The 16,909-nt window shown below is 63.6% G+C and carries 18 protein-coding genes; 9 read left to right on the plus strand and 9 right to left on the minus strand.

Annotated features, from left to right (window positions below; genetic code table 11):
* Positions 1–5: 5 nt before the first annotated feature.
* Complete coding sequence (locus BA190_RS20325) at positions 6–749, minus strand: NAD(P)-dependent oxidoreductase (protein WP_068291389.1); 744 nt, start codon at positions 747–749, stop codon at positions 6–8.
* Between the two features lie 161 nt (positions 750–910).
* Positions 911–1,327: a hypothetical protein gene (locus BA190_RS36055; RefSeq protein WP_156771615.1), complete on the minus strand. Its 417-nt coding sequence runs from the start codon at positions 1,325–1,327 to the stop codon at positions 911–913.
* 186 nt (positions 1,328–1,513) lie between these two features.
* On the opposite strand from BA190_RS36055, the gene BA190_RS20330 reads away from it, so the two are divergent.
* The gene (locus tag BA190_RS20330) at positions 1,514–2,716 is read left to right on the plus strand and encodes a pyridoxal phosphate-dependent aminotransferase (protein WP_068291391.1); all 1,203 of its coding nucleotides are present in this window, start codon (positions 1,514–1,516) and stop codon (positions 2,714–2,716) included.
* 88 nt (positions 2,717–2,804) lie between these two features.
* On the opposite strand, the gene BA190_RS20335 is transcribed toward BA190_RS20330, so the two are convergent.
* The 3 genes from BA190_RS20335 to BA190_RS20345 all read right to left on the minus strand — a co-directional run bounded on the left by BA190_RS20335 (position 2,805) and on the right by BA190_RS20345 (position 5,712).
* Positions 2,805–3,566 (minus strand): SDR family oxidoreductase, encoded by a 762-nt coding sequence (locus tag BA190_RS20335; RefSeq protein ID WP_068291394.1) that lies wholly within the window; start codon positions 3,564–3,566, stop codon positions 2,805–2,807.
* Positions 3,567–3,739: 173 nt separating this feature from the next.
* The gene (locus BA190_RS20340) at positions 3,740–4,096 is read right to left on the minus strand and encodes a hypothetical protein (RefSeq protein WP_068291396.1); all 357 of its coding nucleotides are present in this window, start codon (positions 4,094–4,096) and stop codon (positions 3,740–3,742) included.
* Complete coding sequence (locus BA190_RS20345; RefSeq protein ID WP_068291398.1) at positions 4,093–5,712, minus strand: FAD-dependent oxidoreductase; 1,620 nt, start codon at positions 5,710–5,712, stop codon at positions 4,093–4,095. The genes BA190_RS20340 and BA190_RS20345 overlap by 4 nt, the downstream gene beginning before the upstream one ends.
* Before the next feature lie 98 nt (positions 5,713–5,810).
* Between BA190_RS20345 and BA190_RS20350 the strand changes: the two genes are divergently transcribed.
* Positions 5,811–6,248, plus strand: coding sequence for a MarR family winged helix-turn-helix transcriptional regulator (locus BA190_RS20350; RefSeq protein ID WP_068291540.1), 438 nt, complete (start codon positions 5,811–5,813; stop codon positions 6,246–6,248).
* Positions 6,249–6,345: 97 nt separating this feature from the next.
* On the opposite strand, the gene BA190_RS20355 is transcribed toward BA190_RS20350, so the two are convergent.
* Positions 6,346–6,717 carry a septal ring lytic transglycosylase RlpA family protein gene (locus BA190_RS20355; protein WP_082979910.1) on the minus strand — a complete coding sequence of 124 codons (372 nt, stop codon included), beginning with the start codon at positions 6,715–6,717 and terminating at the stop codon, positions 6,346–6,348.
* A gap of 211 nt (positions 6,718–6,928) precedes the next feature.
* On the opposite strand from BA190_RS20355, the gene BA190_RS20360 reads away from it, so the two are divergent.
* From BA190_RS20360 to BA190_RS35420, 4 genes are all read left to right on the plus strand, one after another.
* Positions 6,929–7,873 (plus strand): mitochondrial fission ELM1 family protein, encoded by a 945-nt coding sequence (locus BA190_RS20360; protein WP_068291402.1) that lies wholly within the window; start codon positions 6,929–6,931, stop codon positions 7,871–7,873.
* Between the two features lie 14 nt (positions 7,874–7,887).
* Positions 7,888–8,850 (plus strand): thioredoxin-disulfide reductase, encoded by a 963-nt coding sequence (trxB, locus tag BA190_RS20365; protein ID WP_068291404.1) that lies wholly within the window; start codon positions 7,888–7,890, stop codon positions 8,848–8,850.
* A 176-nt stretch (positions 8,851–9,026) separates the two neighbouring features.
* Positions 9,027–9,917, plus strand: coding sequence for a LysR family transcriptional regulator (locus tag BA190_RS20370; RefSeq protein WP_068291406.1), 891 nt, complete (start codon positions 9,027–9,029; stop codon positions 9,915–9,917).
* Between the two features lie 1,033 nt (positions 9,918–10,950).
* Positions 10,951–11,343, plus strand: a complete 393-nt coding sequence (locus tag BA190_RS35420) for a GFA family protein (protein WP_082979911.1) — start codon at positions 10,951–10,953, stop codon at positions 11,341–11,343.
* Between the two features lie 30 nt (positions 11,344–11,373).
* On the opposite strand, the gene BA190_RS20380 is transcribed toward BA190_RS35420, so the two are convergent.
* The gene (locus BA190_RS20380; protein WP_068291411.1) at positions 11,374–12,882 is read right to left on the minus strand and encodes a winged helix-turn-helix domain-containing tetratricopeptide repeat protein; all 1,509 of its coding nucleotides are present in this window, start codon (positions 12,880–12,882) and stop codon (positions 11,374–11,376) included.
* Positions 12,883–13,020: 138 nt separating this feature from the next.
* On the opposite strand from BA190_RS20380, the gene BA190_RS20385 reads away from it, so the two are divergent.
* The gene (locus BA190_RS20385) at positions 13,021–13,266 is read left to right on the plus strand and encodes a DUF1127 domain-containing protein (RefSeq protein WP_068291413.1); all 246 of its coding nucleotides are present in this window, start codon (positions 13,021–13,023) and stop codon (positions 13,264–13,266) included.
* A gap of 93 nt (positions 13,267–13,359) precedes the next feature.
* Positions 13,360–13,995: a TIGR02466 family protein gene (locus BA190_RS20390; protein WP_245314856.1), complete on the plus strand. Its 636-nt coding sequence runs from the start codon at positions 13,360–13,362 to the stop codon at positions 13,993–13,995.
* 30 nt (positions 13,996–14,025) lie between these two features.
* On the opposite strand, the gene BA190_RS20395 is transcribed toward BA190_RS20390, so the two are convergent.
* On the minus strand, positions 14,026–14,778 hold the full coding sequence (locus tag BA190_RS20395; protein WP_068291415.1) for an SDR family NAD(P)-dependent oxidoreductase: 753 nt from the start codon (positions 14,776–14,778) through the stop codon (positions 14,026–14,028).
* 203 nt (positions 14,779–14,981) lie between these two features.
* A complete protein-coding gene (locus BA190_RS20400; RefSeq protein WP_068291417.1) occupies positions 14,982–15,629 on the minus strand; it encodes a YiiX/YebB-like N1pC/P60 family cysteine hydrolase in 648 nt (215 codons plus the stop codon).
* A 210-nt stretch (positions 15,630–15,839) separates the two neighbouring features.
* Here BA190_RS20400 and BA190_RS20405 point away from each other — a divergent pair, with 210 nt between their 5' ends.
* Entirely contained in the window at positions 15,840–16,901 is a 1,062-nt protein-coding gene (locus BA190_RS20405; protein ID WP_068291418.1) for a calcium:proton antiporter, read from the plus strand.
* Positions 16,902–16,909: the final 8 nt, after the last annotated feature.

Raw genomic sequence — 16,909 nt, forward strand, 5'->3', positions numbered from 1 at the left:
TCCGCTCAGGCCGGAAGGCGGAAATCGGCCCGCCAGCCGAGCTCGTCCAAAGCTCTGATGGTGGAGAGCTCGGCGCTCGCCTCGGCGACATTGTAGGCGCCGGGCTTGCCGTGATCGATCGCGAGCTGCGCCGCCTGTGCCGCGGCATCGACATGCACGGACATCGGACGGCGCGGACCGTCGCTGCCGGTGCCGGGACCATAGAGATAGCCGTAGCGCAGGACGACGCCTTCGACCGGCGCCTGGAGCACGGCATCCTCCAGGGCAATCACCCCTTGCACGCTGACGGCGCCGGGGCCCTCGGCGCCGTGGTTGAGTGGATCGGCCTCGGCATGCGGGAGCGGCCCGGGCGCGTAGACCCAGGCAATGCTCTGGGCGATGATCCGCCGGGCTCCGGCCGCATGAGCGGCCGCGACCAGATTGGCGGTGCCCTCCCGGCGAATGCGGGCATTGCGCGGCACGAAATCGGCCATGCGGGCCGGGTCGAGGGCCGGGGGCAGGTCTGTGAGCTGGTGGATGACGATTTCGGGCTTGGCGGCCGTCACCGCGGCGATCAGCGCGTCACGCTCGAAGACATCGACCACGACCGGCTCGACGCCCAGCTTGCGCAACGCATCGGCTTTGGTAGGCGTGCGCGTGGTGCCGACAACCCTGTGACCGGCGCGAAGGAGCAGGTGCGAGAGCGGCGCGCCGATGGCACCGGTCGCACCGGCCAGAAAGATGGTTCGCGGTGAAGTGGTTCGGGACATGGCTGACCTCGTCTCAGAATGATCGGTTCTGAAATAGCCGCGCCATGGGACCAGCGAAAAGTGCCAAGAATTGTGTGAAGGACTGTACCAAAAAAATGCGCCGGATGGCGGGGGGACCATCCGGCGCGTTGAGCGACCCGTTCAATTCGCTTGCGGGGGGACTAGGCGAAGAACCCAATGGTCGCTGTTACTACTGTTGCGGTCGCGAGAAGTCCGACGAGCCAGAGCGCCAAGGTCAGTTGACGTTCCGCTTCGGCTGCCGAAACGCGCATGGCGCGGGTGTCGGCCTTGAACATGCGTGCGGTTGCCTGGTTGACGGCCATCGTGATCTCCTCGAAACGCTCGACTGGAAAACCTCTAACGTCCTTCCGTCTAGAACTTCGCCCGGCGGGACGAAGTGCGAAAACGCACGCGGCACTTAACTCGGTTACTTCCAACTGTGCCTCATACCACCAGGAACTCGCGTGGCCATGAAGCGCATCGGCTACGATCAAAGCATCGCTGCCGATCACGGCGGCCTTTTGCACGTTCTCGGGCGGCGGTGAGGAAGTTTCGCGGCATTGTTGTGTCGATGTCATCAAGCAATGAACTCGCGGGACCTCTCCGGCAAGTTGTGCATTGGACGTAATCTTTGCGCTTGAATGCAGGCCGGGCGGCGCCTAAGCAGAGGCGCGCCTTGCGGGGCGGGTAGGGGGCCGCCCGCCGGGCTACCGCCATGTTCCGCTTCAACCCGCATTTCCCACGGCTTACAGGAGTTTCCAGCCATGGCTTTTCTCGCCGACGCCCTCTCGCGCATCAAGCCTTCCGCGACCATCGCGGTGAGCCAGAAAGCGCGCGAACTCAAAGCGGCGGGACGCGATATCATCGGTCTCGGTGCGGGCGAGCCCGACATGGATACGCCCGACAATATCAAGAAGGCCGCGGTCGACGCCATCATGCGCGGGGAGACGAAGTATCCGCCGGTCTCCGGCATTCCGCAGCTGCGCGAGGCCATTGCCGCCAAGTTCAAGCGCGAGAACGGGCTCGACTACAAGCCCTCGCAGACCATCGTCGGCACCGGCGGCAAGCAGATCCTGTTCAACGGCCTGATGGCGACGCTCAACACCGGCGACGAGGTCGTCATCCCCACGCCCTACTGGGTGTCCTATCCGGAGATGGTGGCCCTGTGCGGCGGCACGCCGGTCTTCGCCGAAACCACGCTGGCCACCAATTTCAAGCTGTCGCCCGAAGCGCTGGAGAAGGCGATCACGCCGAAGACGAAATGGTTCATCTTCAATTCGCCCTCCAACCCGTCCGGGGCCGCCTATAGCCGCGACGAGCTGAAGGCGCTCACCGACGTGTTGCTGCGCCATCCCCATGTCTGGGTGATGACCGACGACATGTATGAGCATCTCGTCTATGGCGATTTCGTCTATTACTCACCGGCCCAGGTCGAGCCCAAGCTCTATGACCGCACCCTCACCATCAACGGTGTCTCCAAGGCCTATTCGATGACCGGCTGGCGCATCGGCTATGCCGCCGGCCCCGAGAAGCTGATCAAGGCGATGGACATGATCCAGGGCCAGCAGACCTCGGGCGCCTGCACCATCGCCCAATGGGCGGCGGTGGAAGCGCTCAACGGCACGCAGGACTTCATCCCCGAGCGCCGCAAGATCTTCGAGGGCCGCCGCGACCTGATCGTGGGCATGCTCAACCAGGCCAAGGGCATCCAGTGTCCGACGCCGGAAGGTGCCTTCTATGTCTACCCCTCCTGCGCCGGCACGATCGGCAAGAAGACGCCCAGCGGCAAGGTAATCGAGACGGACGAGGATTTCGTCTCCGAACTGCTGCAGGCCGAAGGGGTGGCGGTGGTGCATGGCTCGGCCTTCGGCCTCGGCCCGAATTTCCGCATCTCCTACGCGACCTCGACCGAGGCGCTGGAGGAGGCCGGCCGCCGTATCCAGCGCTTCTGCAACACGCTGGTCTGATCGTCGGGGATCTGGACGTTATCCGGCCCGCCCCTGATGGGGCGGGCCTTTTATTGAGGCATGACCACCACTTCCTGGCCCGACGCGGTCACGCCTTCGGATCCGGGTTTTCCGTATGCCCGTCGACGGCGATGACCTGGCCCGACACGAGTCTGGCGGCGTCGGAGGCCAGGAACAGGGCCATGGCTGCGATATCCTCGGCGCCGACGAAGGAACGCATCGAGGTTCCGCCGGCATAGCCTCGATAGATCGTATCGCGCGTCGTACCCTTGGCCGCAGCCTCCCTGGCCATGACGGCTTCCATGCGGGGGCCTTCGACCGCACCGGGGCAGATCGAGTTGGCCCTGATGCCGAAGGGGCCGAGTTCCATTGCCAGCGTCTTCATCAGGCCGTTGATGGCCCATTTCGAGGCACTGTAGGGCGCCCTGTTGGGATAGCCGAAAATTCCGGCGGTCGAGGATGTCAGGATGATGGCGCCGGAGCGCTGTGCCTTCATGAGGGGCGTCGCATGCTTGGCGAACAGGAAGGGGCCCTCGAGATTGACCGCCAGGCAGTGCCGCCAATCCGCGACCTCTATAGTCTCGATCGGAGCCGTGGGACCGGCGATGCCGGCATTGGCACACAGGGTGTCCAGCCCGCCCCAGGCGGCGCGGAGCCGCGCGAACAAGGCTTCAACCGCCGCTTCATCGCAGACGTCCAGCTGTTCGCGTTCCCAGGTCGGCGGACAGGAGGCGAGGGCATCTGCATCGATATCGACGACCCATACGCGCGCCTCTGCCTTGTGGAACGCCTCGGCCATGGCCCGGCCGATGCCGCTGCCGCCCGCCGTGATCAGAACGCGCTTGCCCATGGTGATGCCCCTTGGTTTGCCCGTCATAGCTTGAGGAGGCTACGCTTGCCGCTGCCTTGCACAGGAGGCGGGAAGCGACGCAAAGCGTGCTTGTTGCGACCTGTGTCCGAGCGCCGGCCGTTCGGGGGCAACCGGGCTGCGGCAGAAACCCCTGTCCGATGGCAAAAGTCCCGTCAACGCCGCCGGATTCTGCCCGCGAGCCACAGGCCGAATACCAGCACGGCCACCAGCACGAGATGGAATGCCTTGTCGCCGTCCGTCTGCGGTCCGATGCCGATGGCGATCGTGACGGCGCCGACCAGCGTCCCCAGAAGAGCAAGGCCCTGTGCGGCGAGGGCGGCGCGCCGCGCCAGGGATGGCCGGACAAGGCCGGTGACGAGGCCCAGCGCCAAGATGACAGCGATGATCGCCTCCGCGGTCGCAGCTCTCGAATGAGGCTCTCCAAAAGGCAAGAGACCGGCATGCACCGTGGAAGCGCAGGCAAAGAGCGCAATCTCGGAGGCGAGCAGGCATGCGATCCGAGCGGTCATGATGCCTGCCCCGCATTTCCGCTCGTGCCCAGGCCAAGACGATGCAGGGCGTCATGCAGGGCTTCGGCGGGCTTGCCTTCATCCTGGGAAGAACGCCAGGCGATGAAGCCGTCCGGCCGTACCAGCACGGCTCCGTCCGGATCCAGACCATAGGCAGCCGGCCAGCGGCCGTCGACATCCACGAGGTCGCTATCTTCGCCGATGATCTCACAGGCGAGCGGCAGGTCGAGGCGCTCCCGGGCCTCTACAGCGGCTTGGCGCCAGATGGCCTTGCTCGCCAGCAGCAGGAAATCTCCGCCGAGAAGATCGAGGCTGGACAGGCGCTGGCCATCGAGTCTGAGCCAGACATGCGGGGCACGGGTGCCGGGCCTCGCCGCCAGCGTGGCATGGGCTTCGAAGGGAGCGTCCGGCGCAGGGCCGGCAGGCAGAAAGGCGCCGGCGTCGAAGCGCTGGCCGAGCACGACGTCGTAATCCGGCACGAGCGGCACGGCTGGCGGCAGGCGGTTGGAGGGATCCTTGAACCAGCTTTGCAGCCGGGCGAGGGCCTGGGCCAGCGTTGCCTGCACGATGGGGCGGCGCTCGGCGTCATAGCTGTCAAGCAGGCTCGGCCCGGCCTTGCCCTTCAGCACCATGGCCAGCTTCCAGGCGAGGTTGTGGCTGTCGTGAATGCCGGTATTGCCGCCGAAGGCCCCGGTCGGCGGCATCAGATGGGCGGCGTCGCCGATGAGGAAGGCACGGCCCTCGCGAAAGCGGTCGGCGATGGCAGCGGCGACCTCCCATGCCCTGATGTCGACCGGCTCTGCCTTGATTGCAGGGCTTCCAGCGGCGCGGATCACCAGTTCGCGGCAGCGGGCGGCGTCGAAGTCCTGCGGGCGCTGGCCCTTCTGCGGAAAATACTGCAATGCCAGCAGCCAGCGACCACCGGCGCGCGGCGTGACGGTGCCGTTGAGGTCGGTGATGAAGCAGGAGGTGAAGCGCCGACCCTGCAGGATTGGCGGCAGGTCGGTATCGAAGATGATGCTGATCCAGTGCTGCAGGGGGCCGGGGCCGCTGCGACCGATGCCCAGCCGCTCACGCATGCCGCCATTGCCGCCGTCGGCGGCGATCGCATAGTCGGCGAGCACGATTTCTTCCCGCCCGCTGGCCAGGTTGCGGATGCGGGCGCGGATCCCCGTGGCGTCCTCACCGAAGCCTTCGAGCTGGTGGTTGAAACGGATGTCGGCGCCATGGCGTTCCGCATGACGACGCAGGATCGGCTCCAGCGCGTGCTGGTCGCAGGTGGCGGGCTGGGTGGGGCTGAAAGGGGAGGCATCCGGCCAGCCGAGATCGCTCCAGTGGATGTCGGGATCGGCGAGACTTCTTGCCCGTGCAATGCCGCCACCCTGCTGATCGCCGGTCTGCTCGGCGCGGATCTCGGTCTCCAGCCCGATGCTGCGGAAGATTTCCATGCTACGCGGCGAGATACCCGTGAATTTGTACTGGATCGAGGTGCCGGCATGCCGCTCTACCACCAGGCAGTCTATGCCCCGATGGGCGAGCAGCGCGGCTGCCGTCAGGCCGGTAAGGCCGCCGCCAATGATGAGCACCGAGGTTCTGGTTTGCGGGGTCGTTCCCATGGCTGCCATCTCCATTCATTATTATTTTGATTGACTAAAATATTTTAATAGTCAAATATTTTTAGCGAACGAATTTCCATGTGCCCGAGGATGCCCTGATGACGCCGCCGGATCGCAGCCCCGACCCCGCTTCGACGGCCTGGCGGCTGATGTTCGATTATCTGATGCGCTCCTCGCCGCAGCGCCTGGAGAGCTTGCAAAGCCGCGGCCTCACGCCCAACGATTCCAGGGTCCTGTTCACCCTCGATCGGGAAGAGGCGCGTCCGATCGGCACGCTGGCGCGGCAATGGGGTGCCGATCCCTCGACGGCGACCTGGCTGGTAGATCGGCTGGAGCGGGCGGACCTTGCCGAGCGCTCGCCAGCGCCGGGCGATCGCCGGGTGAAGCTGGTGCGGCTCACCGAAAAGGGAGAGGTCACCCGCAAGGAGTTGATGGAAGAATATTATCGCACGCCGCGCGAAGTCGCAGCGCTCGCCCCGGTCGACCTGGCGGAACTGGTTCGCATCTTCTCCAAATTGAACCAGAGCGTGGAATGAGACGGCATCGCTGCCGGCTTCAAAGGCCGGCGGGCGCAAAGAAAAAGGGCAGCCCGGAGGCCGCCCCAATTCGCTCGTCTTCTCTTTATTGTCTCGCTCAGCGGGCTGCGAGCCGCTCCATCTTCACCTTGGCGGTGCCCGAAGACACCATGCCGACGGCGCGGGCGGCGCCATAGGAGAGATCGAGGACACGGCCTTTGGCGAAGGGACCCCGGTCGGTGATGCGCACCACCACCTTCTTGCCATTGCGCAGGTTCGTCACCTGCAGCTTGGTTCCGAAGGGCAGGGAGCGATGCGCGGCAGTCAGGCCGCCCGGGTTGAAACGTTCGCCATTGGCAGTGCGGCGACCGCTAAATTCCTTGCCGTAGTAGGAGGCCACACCGACGGAGTCAGCATAGCTAGTTCCCGTCATCGTTAGTAGAGTAATTGCTGCGGCAAAAAATGTAGCGTTCGTCGTTTTAGACGTCATTCAGTCAAGCTCTCAATAGTTGGGGATGCGCCGGGTTATAAGGTGAATTGTGTTCTCAATATGATTGACAAAAAAGACCCGATGAACTCAAGGACTTAACTCTGTTGTCAGCGCTCCGGAGAGCTAATCTGGACTGGATTTCCAGACAAAAAACACGCCGGATTTGAACCCAGGTGGCGTGCTCGGGAAAGGACATGTTAAGACCGCCGTCATGGCTCTGATTTGGACCCTCACGGACGGCAAGGCGGGCGATGCCCTGCAGTGCCTCGGCGTTGCCGAGGCGGTGCTGGCGCAAGCCGGCGGCAGCATTGTGGAGCACAAGGTATCGCCGCGGCGCCTCTATGCCCTTGCCATGCCCTGGGGGCCGCCCGATCCGGCCGACCTGCGCAACCTGGCTCCGCCCTGGCCCGACCTGGTGATCGCCTCCGGCCGTCGCGCCGTGAGCTATCTGTCCTGGCTCAAGCGGCGCTCGCCTGAGACGCTGACCGTATTTCTCAAGGATCCTCGCACCGGAACCAAAGCGGCGGATTTCATCTGGGTGCCGGCGCATGACCGTCTGCGCGGGCCCAATGTGTTGGCGACGCTGACCTCGCCGCACCGGCAAACGCCGGACGTGCTGGCGGCAGCGCGCGCGGGGGCTCGTGCCGAACTCACGGCCCTGCCGCAACCGCGTGTCGCCGTGTTGGCGGGCGGTCCCTCCAAGGACGTCGCCTTTGCTCCCGATGATGTAGACGGCTTCGTATCGGCATTGTCGCGGCTGGCCGATAGCGGGGTGGGGCTGATGGTCACCCCATCGCGCCGCACGCCGCCCGCGATGGCACAGGCGATCGCGCGGGCCCTGGAGGGCAAACCGGCGTGGATCTGGGACGGGCAGGGGCCAAATCCCTATGCGCAGATGCTGGGGTTGGCGGATGCTTTCGTGGTTACCGCCGATTCAGCCAACATGCTCAGCGAGGCAGCGGCGACCGGCAAGACCGTCCATGTCTACCTGCCCAAGGGCGTTCCAGCCAAGATCATGCGCCTCGTCGACGGCCTGATTGCGCACGGGGCTGTGGTGAAGTTCGACGGGCATCTTGAAAACCACCCCTATGAACCCCTAGATTCAACCCCTTTGATTGCTCAAGAAATCCTCGCGCGCCTTCGCGCGGCATCCTGAATTGGAACCTCGGTATGGCTACCCGTCACTCCAAGCTCATCATCCTCGGCTCGGGCCCGGCGGGCTATACCGCGGCGATCTACGCTGCACGCGCCAATTTGTCGCCCCTGCTGATCTCCGGCATCCAGCCGGGCGGCCAGCTCACCATCACCACGGATGTCGAGAATTATCCTGGCTTCTCCTCGGTGATCCAGGGACCCTGGCTGATGGAGGAAATGCGCAAGCAGGCCGAGCATATGGGCACGGGCATGGTTTCCGACCATATCTCCAAGGTCGACCTATCGCAGCGCCCGTTCCGCCTGGAAGGGGATACGGGTGACATCTATTTCGCCGATGCCCTGATCATCGCCACCGGTGCCCAGGCCAAATGGCTGGAAATGCCGTCGGAGGAGAAGTTCCGCGGTTTCGGCGTCTCGGCTTGCGCGACCTGCGATGGTTTCTTCTTCCGCAATCGCAACGTTACCGTCGTCGGTGGCGGCAACACGGCCGTGGAAGAGGCGCTTTATCTAGCCAATATCGCGGCCAAGGTGACGGTTGTGCATCGGCGCGATCATTTCAGGGCGGAAAAGATCCTGCAGGATCGCCTGTTCAAGCATCCCAATATCGAGGTGGTCTGGAACAGCGCGCTCGACGAGATCGGCGGCAACGAGATCCCGCTGGGTGTTACGCATGTCAATCTGCGCAATGTCGAAACCGGCGTCGTGACCAAGCATGACACGGACGGCGTTTTCATTGCCATCGGGCATAAGCCCGCCTCCGAACTCTTCGCCGGACAGCTAACCTTCAAGAATGGCGGCTATATCCAGACCGTCGCGGGCACGACGGCGACCAGCGTTCCGGGTGTCTACGCCGCCGGCGACGTCGCCGACGACGTCTATCGCCAGGCCGTTACCGCGGCCGGGATGGGCTGCATGGCGGCGCTCGAGGCGGAGAAATGGCTGGCAGCTGAGGAAGTCCACAGGGAAGCTGCGGAATAAATCGATTTCCGCCCTAAATTTGCCACCCGTTTCAAACTTTTAGGCAATCATCATATACTCTGCGCAAATCAGATCTTCGCGCGTCGCCGAATACGCGTTGAACTTGGCCGACGTTGAACCGAAGCAAAGCAAGGGTCGAAGCGCAGAATCTGGAGCGGGGCTGAACTGGGTGCTTCATGGATTGGGATAAGCTCAAGGTCTTTCACGCGGCTGCGGAGGCCGGCAGCTTCACGCATGCGGGCGACGTGCTCGGATTGTCGCAGTCGGCCGTCAGCCGGCAGGTCTCCGCTCTGGAGGGGGACCTGCGCACGCCGCTGTTCCATCGCCATGCGCGCGGGTTGATCCTGACCGAACAGGGCGAGATGCTGTTCCGCACCACCCAGGACGTCATGCTCAAGCTGGAAGCGGCGATGGGCGCCCTCAGCGACAGCCGGGAAAAGCCGAACGGGGAATTGCGCCTGACCACCACTGTGGGGCTCGGGACCTATTGGCTGACGCCGCGCATCGGCGAGTTTCTCGATCTTTATCCCGACATGCGGCTCAAGCTCCTGCTGACAGAGCAGGAGCTCGACCTGGGCATGCGTGAAGCCGATGTCGCGTTGCGCATGCGCCAGCCCGAGCAGGGCGACCTCATTCAGCGCCGGCTGTTCACGGTGCATTTCCATGCCTATGCCGCGCCCGAATATATCAAGCGTTTCGGCCAGCCGCGCAGCATCGAGGAGATCGACCGCCACCGCATCATCAGCTTCGGCGGCACGGCCGGCAGCTTCCTGCAGGCGATCAATTGGCTGAATACCGTCGGGCGCGATCCCAAGGATCCGCGCGAGCCGGTATTCGAGGTCAACAATCTCGGCGGCGTCAAGACGGCAGTGGAGAGGGGCGTCGGCCTCGCCGTGCTGCCCGATTATCTCGTCGGCCGTGAGTCGACGCTGGTGCAGGTGCTGCCCGATGCGGAAATGCCGCAGCTCGAGACCTATTTCGTTTATCCCGAGGAGATGAAGAATCTGGCACGCATCCAGGTTCTCCGGGATTTCCTGGTCAGCAAGGCCCAGCGCTGGGCCTTCTAAAGCACCGTGCCGAGAAGGGGACACCCCGCTTTTCGGCAAAAGACGCTGCAGCAACCATGACTCACGGCTTCAGGCCTGATTTCGGAAACGGGTCGGATGCCGTGGCGCCCCTGCGGTTCGTTTAGGCGCCATCAGATTTGCACGGGGCATGTCTTTGTCGGGCATGGCGCGGCAAGGGAGTGTTTTGCTGATTGCGATGCGCGTGGCCTCCGGGCAGCCGGATCAAAGTCGGAGCATTTCCCACCCGGGTCAATTTCCTTGCTCCAGGTGGCGTTCGGCGGCCGCCTGCCTGTTTTGGCAGCAGGGGCGCGTAATGTGCCCGCATGATCAAGGATTGGGCGACAAGGGTGTGCATTTTGGCAGCAATTGCATCTATGCGCAGCACGCAGGGCCGGCATGTGAAAGAAAACGTTGCAGCAGGGGGCCGGCAAATATAATCTCAGCCTTGTCAGACGTTCGGGCCATCATCCTCCCGGTGGCGACCTGGAGCATCTGACGTTCCCCTCTGGATGGTGACTTTTGGACTTTGTCCAAGCTACGGCCGGGTTCGTCCCGGCCGTCTTTTTTTGTCCAGAGTGCAAGGCGGTAGTTTTCTACAGCCTGCTTCATCGACACGATGCTACATGACAACTTTGTAACAACGCTGAAAGGGAAAGTTTTTCCTTCCGGTGTTGCCGGGCTAAGTCCCGATTACGGAGGTGCGAGCGCCGATCCAGCTGAGCTCGGGCTCTTCATGTCGAGGAGAGAATACCGCCGCCTGAGAACGGGACGGCATCCATATACCGCCGGACGGTCTCGGCAAGACGATGATCTGGCCAATACGTTGGCAGCAGGATCAGGTTTTAAGCAGCATGGGACTGAGCGGTTCGAGGTGCCCTTCGAAAGGCCAGCTGACTTTTCGACGTATGAAAATGCAGCGAGACAGGGGATCGGCAAAAAGGCGAATCGGCCGCAGGATCCCCCGCGGGATCGTGGCAATGAAGGGCCGGTTCGTTGTAACCATTTGATCGCTTGATCGCAGGGGAGGCGCAGCATGGACCGATTCACTGGCGGCTGCCTTTGTGGTGATGTCCGGCTCGTGGCATCGGGGCGCCCATACCGGGTCGGCCTGTGTCACTGTCTCGATTGCCGCAAGCATCATGGGGCGCTCTTCTATGCCTCCGCAGTGTTCCCCCAAGAGGCGGTGACGATCGAGGGCCAGACACGCGACTATGCCGGCCGGTTTTTCTGTCCCCGTTGCGGCTCGTCTGTTTTCGCACGCAGCGCTGACGAAATCGAAGTGCATCTGGGCACCCTCGATGCCCCCGATCAGTTGATGCCCACCTATGAAAGCTGGATCATCCGCCGCGAATCGTGGTTGCCGCCGTTTCCGCTCAAGAGCCACCACGAACGCGATCGTGAAGCTACGGACCGGACTGAAGATTAGAGAAGAGGCGATTTTCTCGAATCGTGTTTCTCAATCTGGCAGGCCGGCCTTGCGGCAGCCGTCGACGAAATGCTCGAGCGTGGCGGCATCGCGGAAGGGTTCCGTCTCGGCCCAGTGCCGAATCGTGAAATGCGGGTTGCCGACGAGGAACAGTTCGACTTCTATGCGGGCTTCGTCGAGCCGGCCCAGCTGAGCCAGGCTTGCCGCCAGGAAACGGCGTGAACTCGTACGATAGGTCTCGTCCCTGCGCAGCGTCTCGACGGCAGCTTCATAGTCGCCGGCCGCATATTGCGCCTGCCCCAGCGTCAGATAGTACCAGCTTGCCGGAAACGGGTTCAGCCGGAACGCCTTGCGGATCTGCTCGAGACCTTCCTCGACCCGGCCGGCCAGGACCGAGATGTCGGATAGGACCGCCCAGATGTCGGCCTCGTTCGGATCGAGTTCGATCGCCTTGGCGAATTGCGTGTCCGATTCGGCGAAGCTGCGGTCATAGGCCAGCAGATAGGCCAGGACCCAGCGGCAGCCGGCATCGTTTGGATCGAGCGCCACCGCCTTGCGCGCCAGCTCCAGCGCGACGCTACGGGAGGCCTCGGTCGGACCACCTGAATGCACCCATCCCATCCAGTGATTCATGGCAAGCCAGCGATAGGGCTCGGCATAATCGGGATCGAGCAAAGTCGCGCGCGTCAGCATGAGATGGGCTTCCTGCGCGGTCTGTGGTGAATCGTCCATCAGCCTGCGGGCGCGCAGGCACAGGTCGTAGGCCTCGAGGTTCCGGGGCGGATTGCGGGGCGGAGGGGTACGGAGCCGGCGGAGCAGCGCTTCCATGATCTTGCCGGTGACCTCGTCCTGGACGGCAAAGATGTCGTCCAGGCTGCGGTCGAAGCGCTCCGCCCACAGATGGTCCCCGCTCACCGCGTCGACCAGTTGCGCATTGATGCGGACGCGCCCGGCAGCGCGCCTGGCGCTGCCCTCCAGCAGATAGCGTACGCCAAGATCCTGAGCGATGCCGCGCACATTCATCGCCTTGCCCTTGTAGGCAAAGGCCGAGTTGCGGGCGATGACGAACAAGCCCGAGATCCCCGACAGATCGGTGATGAGGTCTTCGGTCAGCCCATCGGCGAAGGATTCCTGCTCGGGATCGTTGCTGACATTCACGAAAGGCAGCACCGCTATCGACGGCTTGCCGGGCAGCGGCAACGGCTTTGGCTGGTCGCGGCCGAGTTCTTCGACGGCACCGGTGAAACGATAGCCGATGCGTGGAACCGTGACGATCCATTCACCGCCATCGGTGGCCGGGCCGAGGAGCTTGCGCAATTGTGCGATCTGGACGGTGAGGTTGCCTTCCTCGACCGCCGTGCCGGGCCAGGCTGCATCCATCAGCGCGGCCTTGCCCAGGATCTCGCCCGGCTTTTCGACCAGCGCCGCAAGCAGCTTCAACCCCCGATAGCCGACGGCAACGGGAGCGTCGTCCCGAAGAAGCGTTCCCGCGCCTGAATCGAGCACGAACGGGCCAAAGGTAAAGCGCGATCCCTGCATGGGGCGCAATCTATAGCCCATTTGGAAGTTTTGAGAACTATTTGGGAGAGCTTAAGTACGGCGCCGTTCGTGTCTTGCACAATCCAGCCTCAATCAGATCGGGGACCCTCTTGGACCTCGAACTTTATGGAGGTTGCCATGAACGATTTTCCCGCCCTTGGGTCGGCCTGCCACCATCAGGAATGGCCTGGAGAGAGCAAAACATTGCGCCGGCTCTGCAGTCTGGCGATCCTGCCAGGGATGATCACGATCTGGCGTCAGCGGATCTATTTTCGCAGGGACCTTGAGGAAATGGCTAAAGCCAATCCCCATTTGATCGAAGATATCGGCATGAAGAAGTGGCAGGTCGAGGAGGAGATCGCCAAGCCCTTCTGGCAGAAATAGGGGAGGGCTTCGGCATTGCGGCAGGGCGTTGGGCTTGCGAGCTTTCGCTGCCGAACGCAAGACGAAGCGACAAGTGGCTTGACAGGCGCGCGCTTGCCCGGCAACTCCCTGGCCATGGCCGAGATCAAGACCCTTTTCGTCACCAAGCTCTATCGTGCCGAACTCGACGAGGCGCAAGCGCCGCTCGCCGAGATCGACGCGACCTGCCGTTCCCTCGCCGAGGATGATGAGGCCGGGCAGGCCTGGTGCTACAAGCATGGCTATCCCGGCTATACGTCCTACGCATCGCTGAATGACCTGCCCTGGCGTTTTCCGGCAATCAAGAAACTGGTGAAGGTGCTGGATGGCCATGTTGCCGCCTTTGCCAAGGAGCTCGAGCTCGATCTCGGCCGCGACAAGCTCAAGCTCGACGACATCTGGGTCAATGTGCTGCCGGAAGGCGGGGTACATACCTCGCACATCCATCCGCGCTCGGTGATATCAGGCACTTATTATGTCGCCACGCCCAAGGGCTCCAGCGCGCTCAAGCTCGAGGATCCGCGGCTCGGCCTGATGATGGCGGCGCCCCCGCGCAAGGCCAAGGCGGCCCAGGAGCAGCGGTCCTTCGTCTATGAGGCGCCGCAGGCCGGCACGGTGCTGCTGTGGGAGAGCTGGTTGCGGCACGAAGTGCCGGTCAACCAGGCGGACGAAGAACGAATCAGCGTGAGCTTCAACTATCGTTGGCGCTGAGGCGGGCTGATCGAACCCGATGCCTTGGCCTTAATAGGTTGCCCGGCCACCCGAGGCGTCGAAGACCGCACCGGTGGCGAAGGAGCATTCCTCGCTGGCGAGCCAGGCGATCATGGCGGTGACTTCATCGACCCGGCCGAAGCGGCCCATCGGGATCTTGGACAGCATGTAGTCGATATGGGCCTGCGCCACCTGCTTGAGGATGGGCGTGTCGATCGTGGCCGGTGCGATGACATTGGCAGTGACGCCGCTCTTCGCCAATTCCTTGCCCAGCGCCTTGGTGAAGCCGATCACCGCGGCCTTCGAGGCCGAATAGGCCGAAGCGGTGGGATTGCCTTCCTTGCCGGCGATCGAGGCCAGGTTGACGATGCGGCCATAGCCGCGCTTCTTCATCATCGCCGCGATGAAGCGATTGGCATAGAACAGCCCGTTCACATTGATCTCGAAGATGCGCTTCCATTCCTCGATCGGATAGTCGATCACCGGCGCGTTGCGCCCGGCGACGCCAGCCGAGCAGATCAGGGCGTCGATCTGGCCGAGATGGCGCTCGGAGGTCTTGGCGGCAGCCTCGACAGCCTCCGGATTGGTGACGTCGACCACCAGGCCGAACGTGCCGGGGCCGATCTGCGCCTTCGCGGTGTCGATGCGCGTGGCGTCGACGTCCCAGATCATGATCCGGCCGCCCTCGGCGGCGATGCGCCTGGCGCTGGCGAGGCCGATGCCGGAAGCCCCGCCGGTGATGACGGCACTTCGGCCTTTGAAACGATCGGCGAAGAGGGCCATGGCAGCGCTTTCTCCCGATGGTGACGACGGCTTTTATGACATCCTATTGCAGCCGAGCCGTCCGGCAAGCCGGAAATGTGACGATCTCCTGCCCCGGAGCGCGCTAGAGCGTTTTGCGATTTGGCGGAATCGCCAAGAATCGCAAAGACGCGTCAACCAAAGAGTTAGAGCAATGCAGCGTTTCCGTCTAAACGCGCCTTGCTCTAGAGATTGCCGCCGACACGGTCGACCTGGTTGTCACGGGCGATGCTGATCGGTGTGACGATCCCCTGATCCTGGATCCGGGCCCAACAGGCCGTGGCATTCGCCGCCTTGCCCTTGCAATCGGGATGGCTGGCCCAGCGCCTGGCGAACAGCGCCTTCACGGCGGGGTTTCGGACCGACAGATCACCGAAACGATCGATTCGCCCGAGGGTGATCCCAGCGCTCTTGAAAGCCTCGTAGGGCAGTTCGCTGCAGTAGATGGCGCTCGGATCGAGGCGAAAATAGAGATCATAGGGGCGGCCGAGATAGGTCCGTGCCGCCGTAATGGCGGCATTTGCCCTGGCTTGATCGAGCCCGCGTACCCGATAGACGGCGAAGCGGCCTTTCATGCCGCGGGCAAGGAAGGCCTCGAGCGGCGTTTGCCGGACGATATCGGCTGCCTCGATCACCATTGGCCCGGAGGGTGTGAGGGCGACGATGCCCAAATGCGTGTAGGCGCTGCCCGAGGCCAGGCGGATCGCCTCGCTTTGCGGGCTCTTCGACTGCTGGAAGACGAGGTCGCCCTGGCGCAGGGGAGGCAGGCTCTCCGCCTGGGCCGGGACGGCCGTCAGCGCAAGCACGATCGGGAAAAGGACTGTTGCGCGCATGGACCCTCCGGCATGGTGGTATGGAAGGTAGGGCGCGGGAATGTTGCCTGTCGAGCCCGCATGGCGTGGAAAATCCGTGCACGGCTCCACTGCTTCCAGGCGAATGGCGACGGCTCTTCAATCTGGGGGCCTGTTCTTCGGGGCAAGATTGACCTTCCCTTGCGTCTCCGCGCCGGGCTATGAAACCTATACGGCTTCGCAGGAGGTTCCATGCTGTCGAAACGCGATTTCGTGACGCTCGCCATCGCGGGAGGGGCATCGGCCGCCACAGGTATCGCGAACTACACCGGCGCCTCTCACATCCTCGTCTTCGTCATCGGTGCCGTCGCTCTTGCCGGGCTGGCCTCGCTGATCGGCGAGGCCACCGACCATCTCGGGCGCTATCTCAGCCCGGCCGCCACCGGCATCGTGCAATCGGCGGTCGGTAACCTGCCTGAACTGTGCGTGTGTATCTTCGCGCTGCGCGCCGGGTTGATCGAGGTGGTGCAGGCTTCGCTGATCGGCTCGATTCTCGGCAACAGCCTCTTGGTGCTCGGCATTGCCTTCATCGCGGGCAGTGTCCGCCACAAGGTGCTGGTGTTCGATGCGGCAGGACCGCGCATGATCGCGGCCCTTCTGCTTCTGGCGGTTTCCGCGCTGATGCTGCCGACGCTCGCTTCGGTGATGCACCTGCCGGCGGGCGCCCATGAGGACAAGCTGGCCCTGGTCTGCGCCGGCGTCCTGCTTCTCGTCTTCCTGGTTTCCGTAAGGGTCATGCTCGGCGGCAGCGAACGCACCGTGCCGGCCGAGGCGCATGGCCAGCAGGAGGGGGGCTGGCCCCTCTGGCTGGCCTTGACGATCCTGGCGCTCGCCGGCGTCGCCGCCTTGTTCGTGTCGGACTGGTTCGTCGAGGCACTGAACCCGGCGATCGAGACGCTCGGCATTTCCCAGGCCTTCGCCGGCCTCGTCATCGTGGCCATCGTCGGCAACGCAGTGGAGAATGTCGTGGGCATCCAGTTCGCTCTGCGCAACCAGGCCGAACTCGCCATCAGCGTGATCCTGAACTCGTCGCTGCAGGTTGCGCTCGCCCTTATCCCGGTGCTGGTCTTCGTCAGCTATGCCATGGGTGGGACGCCCTTCACCCTGGTGATCCCGCCGATGCTGGCGGTGGCCCTGATGCTGTCGGCCATCATCGGCGTGGTCGTCACGGCGGATGGCCGGGCCGACATGGCGGATGGCGCTGCGCTTGTCGGCCTCTACGTCATCATCGCCGCCATTTTCTGGTGGGGCTAGAGTAAAGT

Source organism: Labrys sp. WJW (assembly GCF_001676615.1).
Classification (GTDB): domain Bacteria; phylum Pseudomonadota; class Alphaproteobacteria; order Rhizobiales; family Labraceae; genus Labrys; species Labrys sedimenti.

Excerpts from the sequence above, each read along its gene's own strand:
- BA190_RS20325 (WP_068291389.1), bottom strand. The coding sequence starts at position 749 with ATGTCCCGAACCACTTCACCGCGAACCATCTTTCTGGCCGGTGCGACC.
- BA190_RS36055 (WP_156771615.1), bottom strand. The coding sequence starts at position 1,327 with ATGACATCGACACAACAATGCCGCGAAACTTCCTCACCGCCGCCCGAG.
- BA190_RS20330 (WP_068291391.1), top strand. The coding sequence starts at position 1,514 with ATGGCTTTTCTCGCCGACGCCCTCTCGCGCATCAAGCCTTCCGCGACC.
- BA190_RS20335 (WP_068291394.1), bottom strand. The coding sequence starts at position 3,566 with ATGGGCAAGCGCGTTCTGATCACGGCGGGCGGCAGCGGCATCGGCCGG.
- BA190_RS20340 (WP_068291396.1), bottom strand. The coding sequence starts at position 4,096 with ATGACCGCTCGGATCGCATGCCTGCTCGCCTCCGAGATTGCGCTCTTT.
- BA190_RS20345 (WP_068291398.1), bottom strand. The coding sequence starts at position 5,712 with ATGGGAACGACCCCGCAAACCAGAACCTCGGTGCTCATCATTGGCGGC.
- BA190_RS20350 (WP_068291540.1), top strand. The coding sequence starts at position 5,811 with ATGACGCCGCCGGATCGCAGCCCCGACCCCGCTTCGACGGCCTGGCGG.
- BA190_RS20355 (WP_082979910.1), bottom strand. The coding sequence starts at position 6,717 with ATGACGTCTAAAACGACGAACGCTACATTTTTTGCCGCAGCAATTACT.
- BA190_RS20360 (WP_068291402.1), top strand. The coding sequence starts at position 6,929 with ATGGCTCTGATTTGGACCCTCACGGACGGCAAGGCGGGCGATGCCCTG.
- trxB (WP_068291404.1), top strand. The coding sequence starts at position 7,888 with ATGGCTACCCGTCACTCCAAGCTCATCATCCTCGGCTCGGGCCCGGCG.
- BA190_RS20370 (WP_068291406.1), top strand. The coding sequence starts at position 9,027 with ATGGATTGGGATAAGCTCAAGGTCTTTCACGCGGCTGCGGAGGCCGGC.
- BA190_RS35420 (WP_082979911.1), top strand. The coding sequence starts at position 10,951 with ATGGACCGATTCACTGGCGGCTGCCTTTGTGGTGATGTCCGGCTCGTG.
- BA190_RS20380 (WP_068291411.1), bottom strand. The coding sequence starts at position 12,882 with ATGCAGGGATCGCGCTTTACCTTTGGCCCGTTCGTGCTCGATTCAGGC.
- BA190_RS20385 (WP_068291413.1), top strand. The coding sequence starts at position 13,021 with ATGAACGATTTTCCCGCCCTTGGGTCGGCCTGCCACCATCAGGAATGG.
- BA190_RS20395 (WP_068291415.1), bottom strand. The coding sequence starts at position 14,778 with ATGGCCCTCTTCGCCGATCGTTTCAAAGGCCGAAGTGCCGTCATCACC.
- BA190_RS20400 (WP_068291417.1), bottom strand. The coding sequence starts at position 15,629 with ATGCGCGCAACAGTCCTTTTCCCGATCGTGCTTGCGCTGACGGCCGTC.
- BA190_RS20405 (WP_068291418.1), top strand. The coding sequence starts at position 15,840 with ATGCTGTCGAAACGCGATTTCGTGACGCTCGCCATCGCGGGAGGGGCA.